14 protein-coding genes are annotated in these 14947 nt (G+C 45.1%); 5 read left to right on the top strand and 9 right to left on the bottom strand.

The features are described from left to right. The first annotated feature begins 269 nt into the window (after positions 1–269). The 4 genes from BLS14_RS17365 (at position 270) to ligD (ending at position 4454) form a co-directional block, all read left to right on the top strand. The gene (locus tag BLS14_RS17365; RefSeq protein ID WP_090953130.1) at positions 270–1139 is read left to right on the top strand and encodes a VOC family protein; all 870 of its coding nucleotides are present in this window, start codon (positions 270–272) and stop codon (positions 1137–1139) included. Positions 1140–1356: 217 nt separating this feature from the next. Beyond that, the gene (locus BLS14_RS17360; RefSeq protein WP_063564490.1) at positions 1357–2454 is read left to right on the top strand and encodes a GerAB/ArcD/ProY family transporter; all 1098 of its coding nucleotides are present in this window, start codon (positions 1357–1359) and stop codon (positions 2452–2454) included. Positions 2455–2522: 68 nt separating this feature from the next. After that, positions 2523–3488 carry an ATP-dependent DNA ligase gene (locus BLS14_RS17355; RefSeq protein ID WP_090953128.1) on the top strand — a complete coding sequence of 322 codons (966 nt, stop codon included), beginning with the start codon at positions 2523–2525 and terminating at the stop codon, positions 3486–3488. Between the two features lie 75 nt (positions 3489–3563). Continuing rightward, positions 3564–4454, top strand: a complete 891-nt coding sequence (gene ligD / locus BLS14_RS17350; protein WP_063564492.1) for a non-homologous end-joining DNA ligase — start codon at positions 3564–3566, stop codon at positions 4452–4454. Positions 4455–4513: 59 nt separating this feature from the next. Here ligD and BLS14_RS17345 read toward each other — a convergent pair whose 3' ends face one another. Further along, positions 4514–5422: a YitT family protein gene (locus tag BLS14_RS17345; RefSeq protein WP_072734452.1), complete on the bottom strand. Its 909-nt coding sequence runs from the start codon at positions 5420–5422 to the stop codon at positions 4514–4516. A gap of 347 nt (positions 5423–5769) precedes the next feature. After that, positions 5770–7209 carry a cardiolipin synthase gene (gene cls, locus BLS14_RS17340; RefSeq protein ID WP_064640097.1) on the bottom strand — a complete coding sequence of 480 codons (1440 nt, stop codon included), beginning with the start codon at positions 7207–7209 and terminating at the stop codon, positions 5770–5772. A 376-nt stretch (positions 7210–7585) separates the two neighbouring features. Between cls and BLS14_RS17335 the strand changes: the two genes are divergently transcribed. Further along, positions 7586–8929 carry a hemolysin family protein gene (locus BLS14_RS17335; protein ID WP_063564494.1) on the top strand — a complete coding sequence of 448 codons (1344 nt, stop codon included), beginning with the start codon at positions 7586–7588 and terminating at the stop codon, positions 8927–8929. A 352-nt stretch (positions 8930–9281) separates the two neighbouring features. On the opposite strand, the gene BLS14_RS17330 is transcribed toward BLS14_RS17335, so the two are convergent. The 7 genes from BLS14_RS17330 to BLS14_RS17305 form a co-directional block, all read right to left on the bottom strand. Then, positions 9282–10379, bottom strand: coding sequence for an AI-2E family transporter (locus tag BLS14_RS17330; RefSeq protein ID WP_063564495.1), 1098 nt, complete (start codon positions 10377–10379; stop codon positions 9282–9284). Between the two features lie 202 nt (positions 10380–10581). Continuing rightward, positions 10582–11376, bottom strand: coding sequence for an ABC transporter permease (locus BLS14_RS17325; protein ID WP_063564496.1), 795 nt, complete (start codon positions 11374–11376; stop codon positions 10582–10584). After that, on the bottom strand, positions 11369–12277 hold the full coding sequence (locus BLS14_RS17320; RefSeq protein ID WP_064640101.1) for an ABC transporter ATP-binding protein: 909 nt from the start codon (positions 12275–12277) through the stop codon (positions 11369–11371). Before BLS14_RS17320 ends, BLS14_RS17325 begins: the two co-directional genes overlap by 8 nt. A gap of 32 nt (positions 12278–12309) precedes the next feature. Then, on the bottom strand, positions 12310–12561 hold the full coding sequence (locus BLS14_RS32330; RefSeq protein ID WP_064640103.1) for a hypothetical protein: 252 nt from the start codon (positions 12559–12561) through the stop codon (positions 12310–12312). A gap of 243 nt (positions 12562–12804) precedes the next feature. Continuing rightward, positions 12805–13323, bottom strand: coding sequence for a hypothetical protein (locus BLS14_RS17315; RefSeq protein ID WP_072734348.1), 519 nt, complete (start codon positions 13321–13323; stop codon positions 12805–12807). 88 nt (positions 13324–13411) lie between these two features. After that, positions 13412–14002 carry a VanZ family protein gene (locus BLS14_RS17310; protein WP_083584748.1) on the bottom strand — a complete coding sequence of 197 codons (591 nt, stop codon included), beginning with the start codon at positions 14000–14002 and terminating at the stop codon, positions 13412–13414. Positions 14003–14022: 20 nt separating this feature from the next. Beyond that, positions 14023–14940, bottom strand: a complete 918-nt coding sequence (locus tag BLS14_RS17305; RefSeq protein WP_072734349.1) for an LCP family glycopolymer transferase — start codon at positions 14938–14940, stop codon at positions 14023–14025. Positions 14941–14947: the final 7 nt, after the last annotated feature.

Below are 14947 nucleotides of genomic sequence, written 5' to 3'. Positions count from 1 at the left end.
CAACATTGGAGATCCGGCCATGAAGCCGGATTTTTGTTTTGTATTCCATAATAGAAGTAATATTCAACCAAGAATGACTACACCAAAATCGAAAATACAATTGACGAAAGTTGATTTATATTTTATATTAACTTATGAAAAGTAACTTATTTATAAATGTACAGTTGAGTCTCATATCCACATGAGCTATGACATTACAATAGCCCCTACCATTGCCAATGGGCGAACCGCAACAAACCAACTAAACTTGTTTACAGGAGGAAATCCTTATGACTTCTACTTATCAAATTCCTGCTACAACCCATCTGGGTGAAGTAAGTCTGCGAATCAGCAATTTGGAGCGATCCATTCAATTTTATACCGAAGTGGTCGGACTGAAACTGCTTGAACGCAGTGAAAAAGTCGCTACCATGACTGCCGATGGAAAGCATTCGCTTCTACGCCTTGAGCAGTTGACCGATGCCGTGACGATGCCTGTTCGCTCCACTTCAGGCCTATATCACTTCGCCATCCTGCTGCCCGACCGCAAATCGCTGGGCCTTGCCCTCCGTAATCTGGCTGAATCCGGCATTGAAATTGGTCAGGGTGATCATTTGGTCAGTGAAGCATTCTACATTTCAGATCCGGATCAGAACGGTATCGAAATCTATGCAGACCGCGCCCGCGACACCTGGAAGCGAGATGCAGATAATAACTACATTATGTCAAGTGATCCTGTTGATGTAGACAGCCTGTTCGCTCTGGCCGCAAACGAGCCTTGGCAGGGATTGCCCGCCGGAACCGTCATTGGTCATGTTCATTTCCACGTACGTGGTTTGGAAGAATCGCGCCGTTTTTATACAGGAGTCCTTGGTTTCGACATCGTTGGTAACTTCGCCAATATGTCCGCCCTGTTTGTGTCCGCAGGCGGTTATCACCATCACATCGGGCTGAACATTTGGGCTGGTACAGGCGCCCCTGTAAATCCTGACAATGCGACAGGCATTGACTACTTCACCATCGTTTATGACGAGAAAGAACAATTGGAACAAGCTGTAGAGCAACTGCGTCAGTCGAACACATCTATCGAACAGCAAGGTAAGGACTGGTTTACTGTAGACCCACAGAATATTCGCATTCGTTTGACCACAACGAGCTAACACGGGAAATCCGTGACGTGAATATTGTGTATTAAATTGAGTACTCTGATTAGCCCGGACACAAATTCCCTCGCTCCATATAGGGAATTCAGTTGTCCGGGCTTTTTTGCCTACCTTTTTTTATGTTGATATATGCCTTTATCCATTTCCTAATAAAATTGGTGCAATTGGCGTATCCTAACCAAATATCTAGATCGACATGCGAAGGAGAACCCACATGATTGAAAAGGGGCGTTTAACTGTAAGACAACTGGGCTCGCTGATGTTCTTATGCACGATTGGTGAACAGATTATCGTCTTCCCCTCGATGATCACTTCATATGCGCATCAGGATGCATGGTTGTCCGCATTATTGGGCGTTGCTGGAGGAGCAGGCATACTGTCCATTATGCTCGTTGTGTACAAACTGCAGCCCCGGATGAATCTGATTCAACATGCATTGCATACTCTTGGGCCCTGGATCGGGGCCTTCATCAGCTGTTTTTATCTATTCTATTTTCTAATGGGTACCTCCGCGTTTATACGAGAAATTGGGGATTTCATGACGACCCAGATCTTGCCTGAATCCCCGCTCTTCATTGTGAATTTGCTCTTTGTTTTCACTCTTGTCTGGGGGCTCTTATCTGGTCTGGAACCCATAGGCAGGAGCGCCGAGGTATTTCTTCCCCTGATTGTGCTATTTCTGCTCATTCTGACCGTCTGTCTGTTCCCGCAATCACATCTGGACAACATCAAGCCTGTTCTTGGAGAAGGATTTCTGAATCCCTTTAAAGGCTTTGTCGCTGTGCTTACCTATCCTTATTGTGAATTGTGCATCTTTCTTATGCTCTTTCCTTATGCCAAAAAGGAAGCTCATTGGGAAAAGGATATCCTGCTGGCAGCCATTATAGGCGGATTGATGCTTACCCTAACGCTAACCATCTGTCTGCTGGTCATGGGGCCATTTATGACGCAGCACCATTGGTTCGCAGCATTTAATCTGTCGCTGAAGATTAACATAGGCAACTCTTTGCAACGAATCGAAGCCTTTATGGCTTCCGTCTGGATTATTGCCGTCTTTTTCAAAAGCATTCTGTTTTTCTATAGCTTTGTACTCGGAATTACTCATCTCTTCAAATTGTCCAGCTATCGTCCACTCATTTTGCCTGGTGCCCTGTTGGTTCTGGCCATGTCCATTGTTCTAGCTCCAAACGAAAATTTCTATCTCAAGGTTGTTATTCCATATTGGATTGATTGGGACCTGACCTGTGGCATTGCAATTCCTTTGCTGCTCATTATGGTACATAAACTAAGGGTACGGCTGCGGAAGAGTTAAACTTGCGACAGTCAACTTAGGGCATCAACCTCCAGGCAGATTTGAAAGAGGAAAGGAGTTTTAGGCACATGTTCAATCCTCTGGTTCCTTTTGAACCTATATCCCGAGATGTGATCCCTAGCGGGCAAAACTGGATTGCCCAAATCAAATGGGATGGGGTCCGCATGCTTGCTTACGAGGACGGACAGGGAATTCAATTAATTAATCGCAGATTGCACAACCGAACTGCGCAATATCCTGAGCTGGTTCAGCCACGCAATCTGTGCTCCGTCCCTTCTTATATTTTAGATGGAGAGATTATTGCCCTTGACCCGGATACGGGAAAACCGTCCTTCTATCACGTGTTGCGGCGAGATCGCATGAGCAGACCGGATAGCATTGCCCAAGCTGTAAACCAGATTCCGGTGACTTATATGGTATTTGATATTCTTTTCTGCGATGGGGTATGGGTCACAGATCAACCACTTGCAAAACGTCAGCGTCTGCTGCATCAAGTTCTGAATCCTGCTCCCCATGTTCAGGAGGTGACCAACACGTCAGATCCGGACACCCTGCTCACTGTGATGAGACAGCACCAGATGGAGGGAATTGTATGTAAAGACCTTTCCAGTACCTATGGAATCAACGGTAAGGATCAACGCTGGCAGAAGGTCAAGATTTTCCACGATCTATATGCGATGATTGGCGGGGTCACCTACCGCAGTGGTATCGTCAATGCAATCGCAGTCGGTGTATATGATGGGCCTAACTTTGTCTATATTGGTCATGTCGGCACGGGTAAACTGAACTCAGACTCCTGGCGTAAGCTAACCGAAGAAGTACAGCCTCTCATCCGAAAGCATAGACCATTCCATAACATACCTGAGAGAAGCGCGGAGACGACATGGGTTGAACCACAGATCGGAGTCAAAGTGCAATTCATGGAACTCACCCACCATCTTACCCTACGTCACCCAAGCATCCAGGCTTTTGCTTCGGTAAAGCGAGATGAGTGTGAGATCAGCCAGATCAGTCATCTTATCCCTGAACGATAAACTAATTATCCACCTGAAACAGTAAAAAGGCTTTCCTTTTAAAATTATACTTGTTCACCAGAGGAGGTGTTATTCATGGCCCATACAATAAAGGGCACCATAACGATTAATGGAATGGAACTTACTGTGACTAATCCAGACAAGTTGTTATGGCCCGAAGCAGGTGTAACCAAGGCTATCTATTTGCAAAAGTTGGCGGCACTGGCTCCCTACCTACTTACTTACACCCGTAATCGGCTGCTCACCACGATACGTTATCCGCATGGTGCAGGCGGCGAGTTTTTCTATCAGAAAAATGCCCCAGAGCCCGTTCCGGAGTTTGTGCGAACCGAGATGCATGACGGGATACGATATGTGGTGATGAACGACCTCCCTGATCTGTTATGGCTTGGCAATCTGGCCGCTCTGGAGTTTCATCCTTCCTTGCATGCCGTAGGCAACCATCTGCCTTGCGAGTGGATGATTGATCTCGATCCTTCGCAGGAAGAAGAACCTCGCATTATGCAGGCGGCCTTAATCGTGGGGGAAACGCTAACTTCACTTGGTTTGAGATCGGTACCGAAAACATCCGGTGCCACAGGTGTACAGATTATTGTTCCGATTCGCCAAGGTGTAACCTTCGATGAATTAAGAGACATCGGTTATTTTGTAGGCAAATACGTCACTCAAAAACATCCGGATCTATTTACACTGGAACGACTAAAAAAAGACCGGGGGGATCGCATTTATTTTGATTACCTCCAGCATTACGGTGGCAAAACGCTCGCAGCTCCTTACACTCCCCGCGCCAAGCCAGGTGGCACTGTGTCTACTCCACTCACATGGGATGAAGTGCGGAACAACGTTTCGATCAAGGATTACCACTTGATGAACATCGTGGAACGCCTGACGAAGACCGGGGATCTGATCGCAGCTGTCGAACCCCAGCCTGTTGAACTGATCATCCAGCATTTAAAACAAAAATAGCCGGTCACCCTCAAACCAAGGGTACCGGCTATCTTTTCGTTTACGCGCGATGAGATTCGCTAATGTATACCTTTTTTCTTGAAACGTCCGCCCTTCACATCGTGAATGTTACCAATCGCCACAAAGGCATGTGGGTCCCAATCTTCAACAATGGACTTCAGTTTAGCTTCTTCCAAACGAGTAATAACCACAAAGATAATTTTCTTCTCGTCTCCGCTGAAGCCACCCTCTCCATCCAGGAAAGTGACGCCACGACCCAGACGGTCGGTTAAGGCTGAACCAATATCACGATACTTCTCGCTGATAATCCATACCGATTTGGATTGATCCAATCCTTCATTCACAATATCAATCATCTTCATTGCAATATAATAAGCAATCATGGAATACAGGGCGTTTGGCCAGCCAAACACAAAACCTGCACCTGCAAAAATAAATACGTTAATGAACAATACGATCTGACCTACAGACAATGGTGATTTCTCACTCAACAGTATGGCTACAATCTCCGTACCATCCAGTGAACCGCCAGAACGAATGACGAGACCAACACCAACCCCCAAGATCAATCCACCAAATACAGCTCCAAGCAGTGGTTCACCTGGCGTCAGTGCAGGAACGCGGTGTAACAATGACGTTCCAATGGACATTACAACGATCCCGAGCAGTGTAGATAGCGCAAACGTTTTACCAATTTGTTTATACCCCAGAATCAGGAAAGGCAAGTTCAGCAAGGTCAGGAAAATTCCGAGTGGCAGATGTGTAAGCTCTGACACCATAATCGAAATCCCTGTTATTCCCCCATCAATAACGCCATTCGGCACGAGAAATACTTCGAGTGACACAGCCATCAGTGCAGCACCGACCAGAATCATCACGATGCGCTGCAGAAGCTTCAGTGAAAACACCGAACTCTTCACATTGCGGTCCGGCTTGGATGTTAGTTCTTTAACCGATACATTGGACATGGTATCCCCCCCGTTTTGATCAAGATGTGAATCCATTTCATAAATCATTTAAGTACCCCAGAGGAACCCTACATACAGAGGAACAACGCCGTCCCAACGCTATATGCACCCCGTTATAAAAGCACCTAAAGGCTATATGAAATGTATTCAAGTATGTCTTAATTCCGGTTGACACTTCCAAAAGAGAGCAAAAGGGAGCCTGTTTTCCCGCAGACTCCCCTCCTTCGCCAAGACATAATTTATATAAACATTATATCATAAAAGATCAAATTTGAGCAAAATAGTTAGCAAAAAGAAGATAAATTCACAAAAAGTGAACTTATCTTGAGAAATCCGCCCTATAACGGCTAAAGCAGCGGAGAAAGCATGCGAGAAAGCATTTCCGCCCCTTTTTGCCACCGTGAACGCTGCTGAAACACCTTCACGTCAATCTGGCTGCATTCATCCAAATCACGTTCAAAATCCTCGGTCAGCCGTTCCATGGATGATTTTTCGAACAACACAGCGGTCAACTCGAAATTGCAGAAAAAGCTCCGCATATCCATATTGGCTGTGCCTACCGTCGCAAGCAAATCATCCACAATCAGGACCTTGGCATGCACAAAACCTTTGCGATATTGATAGAATTTCACTCCCGCACGCAACAGTTCTTCGACATAGGACAGTGAGGCCAAGTGCACAAGCCGGGAATCCGATTGATAAGGAATGATGATTTTCACATCTACCCCGCTCACGGCAGCTGTCTTAATCGCTTCATACAATGCGGGGTCCGGAATGAAATAGGGTGTTGTGATGTATATGCGTTCGCATGCCACGGAAATCGCCCCAAAGCACATTTCTTGAATGGCATCCCAGTCCTGATCCGGCCCGCTGGCCAGAATCTGAATCCGCTCTTCCCCGCTGCAAATATGTGGAGGGAACAGCTCTGTCAGTTGAGGCTCTGTAATCTGCTCGCCGGAAGCAAGTTTCCAGTCGTTCAGGAACGTATTTTGCAGGAAATATACGGCATCTCCTTCAATCTGTACATGGGTATCGCGCCAGAATCCAACCTCCGGATATTGTCCGAGATAATCATCACCTATATTAATTCCACCCACAAATCCAATCCTTCCATCCACCACAACAATTTTACGGTGATTCCGGTAATTCACCCTTCGGTCAATCGTTGCAATGAGCGGCGGCAGAAAATAATGAAACTCCACGCCTGCGTCCTGAAACTTGCGGATAAAGCTCCAGCTCATCTTGTGACTGCCGAGTCCATCGCAGATCAAACGCACTTTGACGCCTTCTTTCGCCTTGCGAATCATCACGTCCTGAAACTTTGTACTGATGACATCATCCCGAAAAATATAAAATTCAACATGCAGATGGTGCTCTGCCTGTTCCATTGCCCTCAACATGGCTTCAAATGTCTCTTCACCATTCGTCAGTACTTGACTCCGATTGCAACCTGTAATTGGGCTCTCAGACAGGTGTGACAGCAGGTTAAACAAACGATGCTGATGATTATATCGGCTGCCAGACATCTGATCTGCATGCTCGACAATATGAGCCTGCTCCCAGATCGTTTCCCGTATTTCCCGAAAGATTCGCGAACCGCCCTTACGGACCTTCTTACGTTTGCTGTAGTCCTGGGCGACAAAATAATACACAACAAAGCCAATCAAGGGTACACAGAATAAAATAAAAAGCCATGCCACAGCTTTCGCCGGATTACGGAATTCCAGCAACAGAATGGTGGCTGCCTGAAAAGTAAATACGAGCAATATAATGACCAGCCAAAACATTCGGCTTCCTCCTCATGGCAAGGGATAACCTTGCCGTTCTCTCTCACTGTACAAGCTTTGACGATAAAGCCTTTAGCTAATCATTAGATACCCAATGTATGCACTGTTCGTAACGCTTGCTTAGATAAAATTTTACATACACAGCGCATCTGTAACAGTGCTCAGCCAGTTCTTGCCATGCTTTGGCGTTGTATATTCTGACTGTGTTCCCCTCTACATATGATTCATTCCAGTCTGCGGATCAGCACTCCATCGCCATTTCGCATACTCTGCCTTCCAGACTCTTCCTCTTTTCTTGATTGGAAGGTGGTCTTCTTACGTAAAATTAGATATAATATTCGTTAAAAACTTATTACTTAAAGGAGAAGACTAGTTAATGGAAAGTGAGAGGTATGCGTTAAATTTAGTATTGGTTGCATTTTTGATAGGACTTTCGGCGTTTTTTGTTGCAGTGGAGTTCGCTCTGGTACGGATTCGTCCGAGCCGGATTGACCAAATGATTGCAGAAGGAAACAAGCGTGCCTTGGCTGTTAAACAAGCCGTTGCCAACCTGGATGGATATTTGTCCGCCTGTCAGTTGGGTATCACGATTACATCTCTGGGACTGGGCTGGCTGGGAGAACCCACGGTAGAGAAAATTCTCCACCCTGTGTTCGAAAGCATGAACATGCCTGAGGCAGTTTCTTCATTCTTATCGTTTGTTATTGCGTTTGTTGCCATCACGTATTTGCATGTGGTAGTTGGCGAACTTGCACCTAAAACGATTGCAATCCGTAAAGCCGAAGCCGTTGCTCTGCTGACGTCTACACCTATCATCTGGTTTAACCGAATTATGTATCCTTTTATCTGGCTGTTAAACAGCTCAGCGAATCAACTGGTCAAGTTGTTCGGAATCAAACCTGCATCGGAGCATGAAGATGCGCACTCCGAAGAAGAATTACAGTTTATCATTAATGAAAGCTTTGAGAGCGGCAAAATCAACCAAGCCGAGTTCGGATATGTAAGCCGAATTTTTGCTTTTGATGAGATGCTTGCCAAAGAAATCATGGTACCCCGGACTGATATGGTCTGCCTTTATGTCAATAGATCGAACGAGGAAAACCTGGATATTATCCGTCAAGAACAATACACCCGTTTTCCAGTAGTAAATGAGAGCAAAGACGATATTATCGGTATCATTAATACCAAACAATTTTTCCTGGAGTTGTACGGGAACGAAGAACCTGTCGATCTGTCTTCCCTCATTCAGCCGGTATCGGCTGTTCACGAAACGACTCCGGTCAAGGACCTGCTCAAGAAAATGCAGAAGGATGGCGTGCATATTGCCGTGCTGGTCGATGAGTATGGAGGTACGTCCGGGATTGTAACGATTGAGGATGTGCTTGAACAGATTGTCGGAGAAATTCGGGATGAGTTCGACGCAGACGAAGTGGAGGATATTCAGGTTATCAATGAAAACTATGTCATTATGGATGGCAAGGTGTCCTTGTCCAAAGTAAACGATATGTTCACGTCAAACCTGGATGCTGACGAATGGGATACCATTGGCGGATGGCTTTATAGCCATCGTCCAGAGATGAATGAACAGGAAGAATATGAGTTCGAGAATCTCACCTTCGTGTTGCTGGAAAAAGACAAAAACCGCTTCTACAAAGTCGCCGTTGTTCCTAAGGAACCACTGACCATGTCCGACTACACTGATGAAGACGAGACGAATTAATAAACTCGCTTCTTCAATATAGATACACTAAAAGGTGGTGTCCATCGTCGTGAAGATGATGGACACCACCTTTTTCATATGGCAGGCGTATTGGGATGAGTCGCGGTTAGCGATACTTGCTGTTTAGCATAGTTCGCTCTCGCGGCGAATATCTAACGAATCGAGCACGTTCTATTGGCCCTATTTTCACTGTTACAACAGTTTAACGAATCGCAGACACTCTAATGCCTTGATCTGCTGGTCCTTTCGCATTTTTCCGGCGTAAAAGAGACCCTGAAGTTCGTTAGCCTTGGCCACTCATGCTAATTCACACGATAAGGTGCCTAGAGTTGTTAGCACCTTATCGTGTGAATTAATTGGCTGGATCTGCCTTGTCTTCGACGATTCGATTCTGAATCTTCCGGAAAATAATTTTGATGATCATATATAACGGAATAACGATAATCATCCCAAGAATGTTCCCCAGGTCTGCACCTACAAGCAGTAAGATGACGGTAGTCAACGGATGAATGTCCAACTGTTTGCCATAGACATAAGGAGAGATCAGATTATCCTGAATTTGCTGAGCGATAACAATGATGACAAGCGACCAGATCGCCATTGAAGGTGATTCAATGAACCCCACAATGACGACAGGAATGGCTGCCAGCAAAGCCCCTACATAAGGAATGAAGTTCAGAATAATGGATACGGCCGTCAGGAGTAATGCATATGGCAAACCGAGAAAGAGAAAACCAATATACATCAGGATGCCCAAGGCTACATTGACAATGACACGACCTACAATGTAGCTGCTCAAAGCTTCATCGATTTCATGTACCGTCTCTTCTCCATCTTTACGGTAACGTCTCGGGAGCAACAGTGTAAGATTAGTTCCAAATTTGCTGCCTTCCTTGAGCATGTAATACAGCATGATCGGGAACGTCGCCAGAATGATGACCAGATTAGATACGACAGAAAACAATCCGGATACATAATCCGTTACCTGGGCAATGCCTTGACTTAGAAAATCGGAGAAGCGTGAGAACAGATCGGAATCCTCAGGTATATATTTTGAAAGGAAACCACTCTTTTCGAATTCAGCCAACTGATCACTGAGCGAAGTAACCAGTACCGGGGCATTCTCCACAAAATTCAACAGTTGTTCACGCAGTGAAGGCCATACAAGCACACTGAATCCTGCCATAATCAGCGCAATCACCACGTAAATAATAAGGACTGACAATGCACGTTTCATTTTGTGCCGTTCCATATAGTCGACGAGCGGACGCAGCAGATAATAGAAGAAACCAGCAATCAGCAGCGGAATAATGATGATGTGAATCAGCGAGGTCAGGGGGCTGAAAATAAAGTTGACTTTATCCCCCAAATACACGATGAGCAGCAGCAAAATAATTGCTGTGCATATACGGTAAAACTTGTTGTTTATCAAGAAACGTGATCCCTCCATACGCTGCTCTGCCAAATACGACTGCGGCGATAATATGTATGTCATGCAACTTAATACAGCTTGGACAGCGTGTTCCATTCCAAGCCGTATTCTTATGTATGATTATATGTACCCTTAAATGCTAGTCATGCCACAGCGAATGCTGAATATACTCTCTTTTCCATCCTGAAGGAGAAATGGGGTAAAAAAAAGAAGCAGGCGATTAGCCTGCCACATCTCTTTTGTTGAATACAACCCATGAGATCAACATGAAAACAACATAATATACAGCTAGCACAGCAACAGAAAAGCCAAGTGTCATGCCTGTATTCCCACCATCAAACATACTAAAGTCCGTCACTGGATCCATATACCGACTGAGATCCATGTTATTGAACAGAACATACTTGGCCCATTCATAACGAACGGGATTGAAGATCAATGAGAACAAATTCTGTGTAAACATGATAAATAGAGACAAACCGATGGCCAGAGCTCCCGAACGAAACACGGAGGAGACCATAAAGGCAATAGCGAGCGTAATAAACAAGTCCACGTACAGATATCCCCATAGTGCAAATGCGTGTGATGCAGAAGCACCGCTTCCATCCGGAGTTACGGAATGGGAGAACAGCATATACGACATTACGGTTGCCATAATAACAACAAGTAACGTACTCAGAATACTGAATCCAATCACGGACAAATATTTGGATGCCAGTATTTTGCTGCGTGACCACGGACGAATCAACAGTAGTTTAATGGTTCCCCAAGTGAACTCTCCGGCCACCGCTTCGGCTGCAATGACGACACAGAAGATAGTATTCAGGAAAAAGACGACCTGAACGGTAGTAATAGCTGCTTGCCAGTATGGAACTTCACTGGACCCCATGCCTTCATTGAGCAGAACCGGCATCAACAGCGAAATTAATGCCAGAATAGATAACATAATCCAAGTACGCGGACGACGGAAAATTTTCATGTTTTCATTCATAATGAGATTGCCGAAATTACCCAATGCTTCCGCCCCCAGTCACCTGCAAAAATTGATCTTCCAGCGTATGGGTTACGCTACGGATACCGTATACCTGGAACCCTTCACTGACCAGCCTCGCATTCAAGTCCGGAATCTGCTCACGGGATAAACGAATCACAATGGCATTGCCCTGAACTGTAGCTTCGCTAATTAGTTCGGCTGCACGTGGAGCATCATTTACCTCAAAAGCAACTTCAGTAAGTACGTCTGCTCCCGCCTCAGCTCTGAGATTTCTCACATCAATCAATTTGCCATTTTGGATAATCGCAACGGTATCACACATCAATTCCATCTCCGACAACAAGTGGCTGGATACAAAGACGGTGATCCCTTCCTCCTGACAGAGCTGACGCAAATAATCCCTAAGTTCCCGTATTCCCTGTGGATCGAGCCCATTGGTGGGTTCATCCAATACCAACAACTTTGGTTTATGTAATATGGCTTGGGCCACGCCCAAACGCTGGCGCATACCCAGAGAATAGGTCTTTACCTTGTCATGAATGCGTGCTGTAAGCCCAACACGTTCAATCGTCTCGGCAATGCGTTCTTTCGTAATACCAGGTGACATCCGGGCAAAGTGAACGAGATTTTGATATCCGGTCAGAAACTTGTACATTTCTGGATTCTCGACAATAGCCCCAACCTGAGCGATGGCCTGTTCAAATTCATTCTTTACACTGTGTCCCGAGATGATGATATCTCCTTGACTGATGGACATCAGCCCTACCATCATTCGAATCGTTGTTGTTTTCCCCGCCCCATTGGGTCCTAAAAAACCAAAAACCTGCCCCGGAGAAATATCCAGAGTCAGGTCACTGACCAATGATCGGGAGGAGATGATTTTACTGACGCCCTGAAGACGGACGACCGGCTCCTGCTGCATTCCATTTCCTCCTTCATCAACGGGCATTCACATCATGCCCGCTTCTCATATGAAGATAGTGTATCATAATCTTTAGTATATTGTCCCGCAAACTGGGATTTCCCCTGACGTTTCGTTTGAACTACACACGCTTCACAGCATCCAAGCGGCATCTCACTCCGATAAAATCCGGTGCGAAATACGTGATTGCCTCCACAGTCCTCTTCCTTTAGTTCGACAGAGCCCCTAGCGACCGACACAATCATCCCACAACTGACACAGTAAAAGCGGTCCGTTTCAATCAATGATATTCCTTCCCCTCACAAGGAGCATTGAAGTCCCTGTTATTTGTCGTTAGACGCTGAATTTTGATACATTTTGTATCTAACTCGTAATTTACTTGACACCGGGACTAATGTCAACCCCTTAAAGGTTTAAAAAGAAATGAAATGCAAAAAAAGCTCTATAAATGCGACTAAAGTCTCGCATTCATAGAGCCTTTTCAAGTACAAATGATACAATTCGGCACATAGTATGGGTTAATACTATCATTCAGTTTTGTCATGCTGAGTCTCGGTATCTCCATTCTTCGGATAATACCAAAGCAATGTCCAATCGTCCCCATCCTTTACGATATAACAATTCTGCACGATTTTAAATTGACCAAAGGTTCCCGTAAACTTCTGGGTAACACCAATGCGATATGCCTCTGCAAATGGCTTAACGCCATCAATTACCGTAACGTCAAACTCTCGCTCTGGTTTTTCCATCTCCAGATCAAAGGTTTCCACCCCAAAATGCTGCATGAAGATATGCGCTCTCGACTGTAAATAAGCGCTTTTGGGAAAGCGCTCTTTCATCAATGGATGAAACAACTCCCATGAACTGCCGAAATCACCCGTCTGCTCATATTTGTAAAACTCTTGGGCAATGGAAGCAGCTTCATCTGGTGCATCTGCACGAAACAGATATGGGATGGTTCTGACTATGAGCCACAACAGCAGCAGCACAAGTGCTATGAATCCGATCTTTTTAAGTAACGCATTCCGGTTCCTTCTTCGCAGCATGCCCCGTCCCCCCTTGTCCTACTTCCATACTTATGATGGATAGCAAGCAAGTAGAAGCGGGAACTAGCGAGCAGCATTTCCTGGGAAATCACTTTCTTTTGACTGATGATCGCCTTGGAGACCTGAATCTTCTGAAAACGACATTAACCCCTATATATAAGGCAATTCCGCCACATCCGCCAAGCAGATCTACGCCGACATCACGGATTGAACTCGTCCGGTTAGGGCTGAACTGTTGAATATATTCATCAATGGAGGCGATAACCGCTACTACGGCCAGGGCAGCAGCGATACAAGTGAACATCCGCATTTTCCTGTATCTCAGCCCACCATAGATAAGCACCGCCAGCACAGCATATACAAATAAATGTGCACTTTTCCGAAATATGAACTCAACAAAATCATACGGTCGTTGTCTTAAGGAATAATCAAGCTCACCGTATGTGAATTGCACATCAGGTAGCGCAAATCCGATCTTTACCTTTTCAGACCATTTATGCAGCCAAGGCTGGATTGTCTGCTGCTGATATGATTGGGTCGAAAAGTGCCAAATCACCAAAACCCACGCCGCAATCAGAAGCAGTGACAAGATATAAACATAAGGTCGTTTATTACGTCTATGCTTATGCCTTCGTTTCCCGTAATCCTCCTCCATAAGCATGGTCCTCACCACTTTCATAAGCCTTTCATTATTTCTGTTTATTTCTCCAAATGTTCTTCAATTATTCCGTGAATGCGATCTTTTTCCTGCTGATCCACGATGTAATAATAAATCCCATTGATTTTCTCGCCTTTACCCTTAATTTCCACCGTATCTACATTCTCCAGATCATTACGATAATCAAGGAGAAGTTCCTTCATCTCATCAAAAGTAACATCCGTTCTGACATGAGTACCTAGTTCATCAAGCATATTCTGGATATGAAGTACACTGGAGAATTGCATCGTATTCTTAAGCATCTGCTTCAGAACCTCACGCTGTCGATCATTACGACCCAAATCCCCTTTCGGGTCATCATAGCGCATTCTTGAAAAACCGAGCGCAGCAACACCGTCCAGATGAATATTCCCTTGATCATAACTCTGGCCCTCATAATCAAATGCAAAAGGATTATTTACATCCACGCCTCCGACCAGGTCAATGATTTTGGCAAAGCCCTCCATATCCACTTTCATATAATAATGAATGGGGACTCCCAAAAATTGCTCAACGGTATTTACCGACATGTCCACGCCTCCGAAGGCATAAGCATGATTGATCTTATCTACTGTATTGTGTCCCACAATGTCTGTCCTTGTATCCCTTGGAATATTAAACATGAGCACTTGTTTTTTTTCTGGGTTCACACTCAGTACAATCATCGTATCCGAGCGCCCTCGATCATTAGGACGCTCATCCACGCCAAGAATAAGTGCATTAAAAGGCTCTTTACTGTTGATATCCACTGGTAGCCCACCTCTGCTATCTGTGACCGAGACGGGCTTTACAGGATTCCGGGGCTCATAGATTTGGTCAGCGGTTGATTTAACGGATTGATAGAGATATATGGCATAACCAAACACAACAACTACAAACAAGGAAACAATCCAGATGGTAACTTTCATCCACTTTTTCATGTGTTCT

It is taken from the genome of Paenibacillus sp. OK060, from assembly GCF_900101205.1.
GTDB classification, from domain to species: Bacteria; Bacillota; Bacilli; order Paenibacillales; family Paenibacillaceae; genus Paenibacillus; species Paenibacillus marchantiae.
The sequence above is the reverse complement of the archived record's forward strand: the minus strand, read 5'-3'. Positions and strand labels throughout refer to the sequence as shown.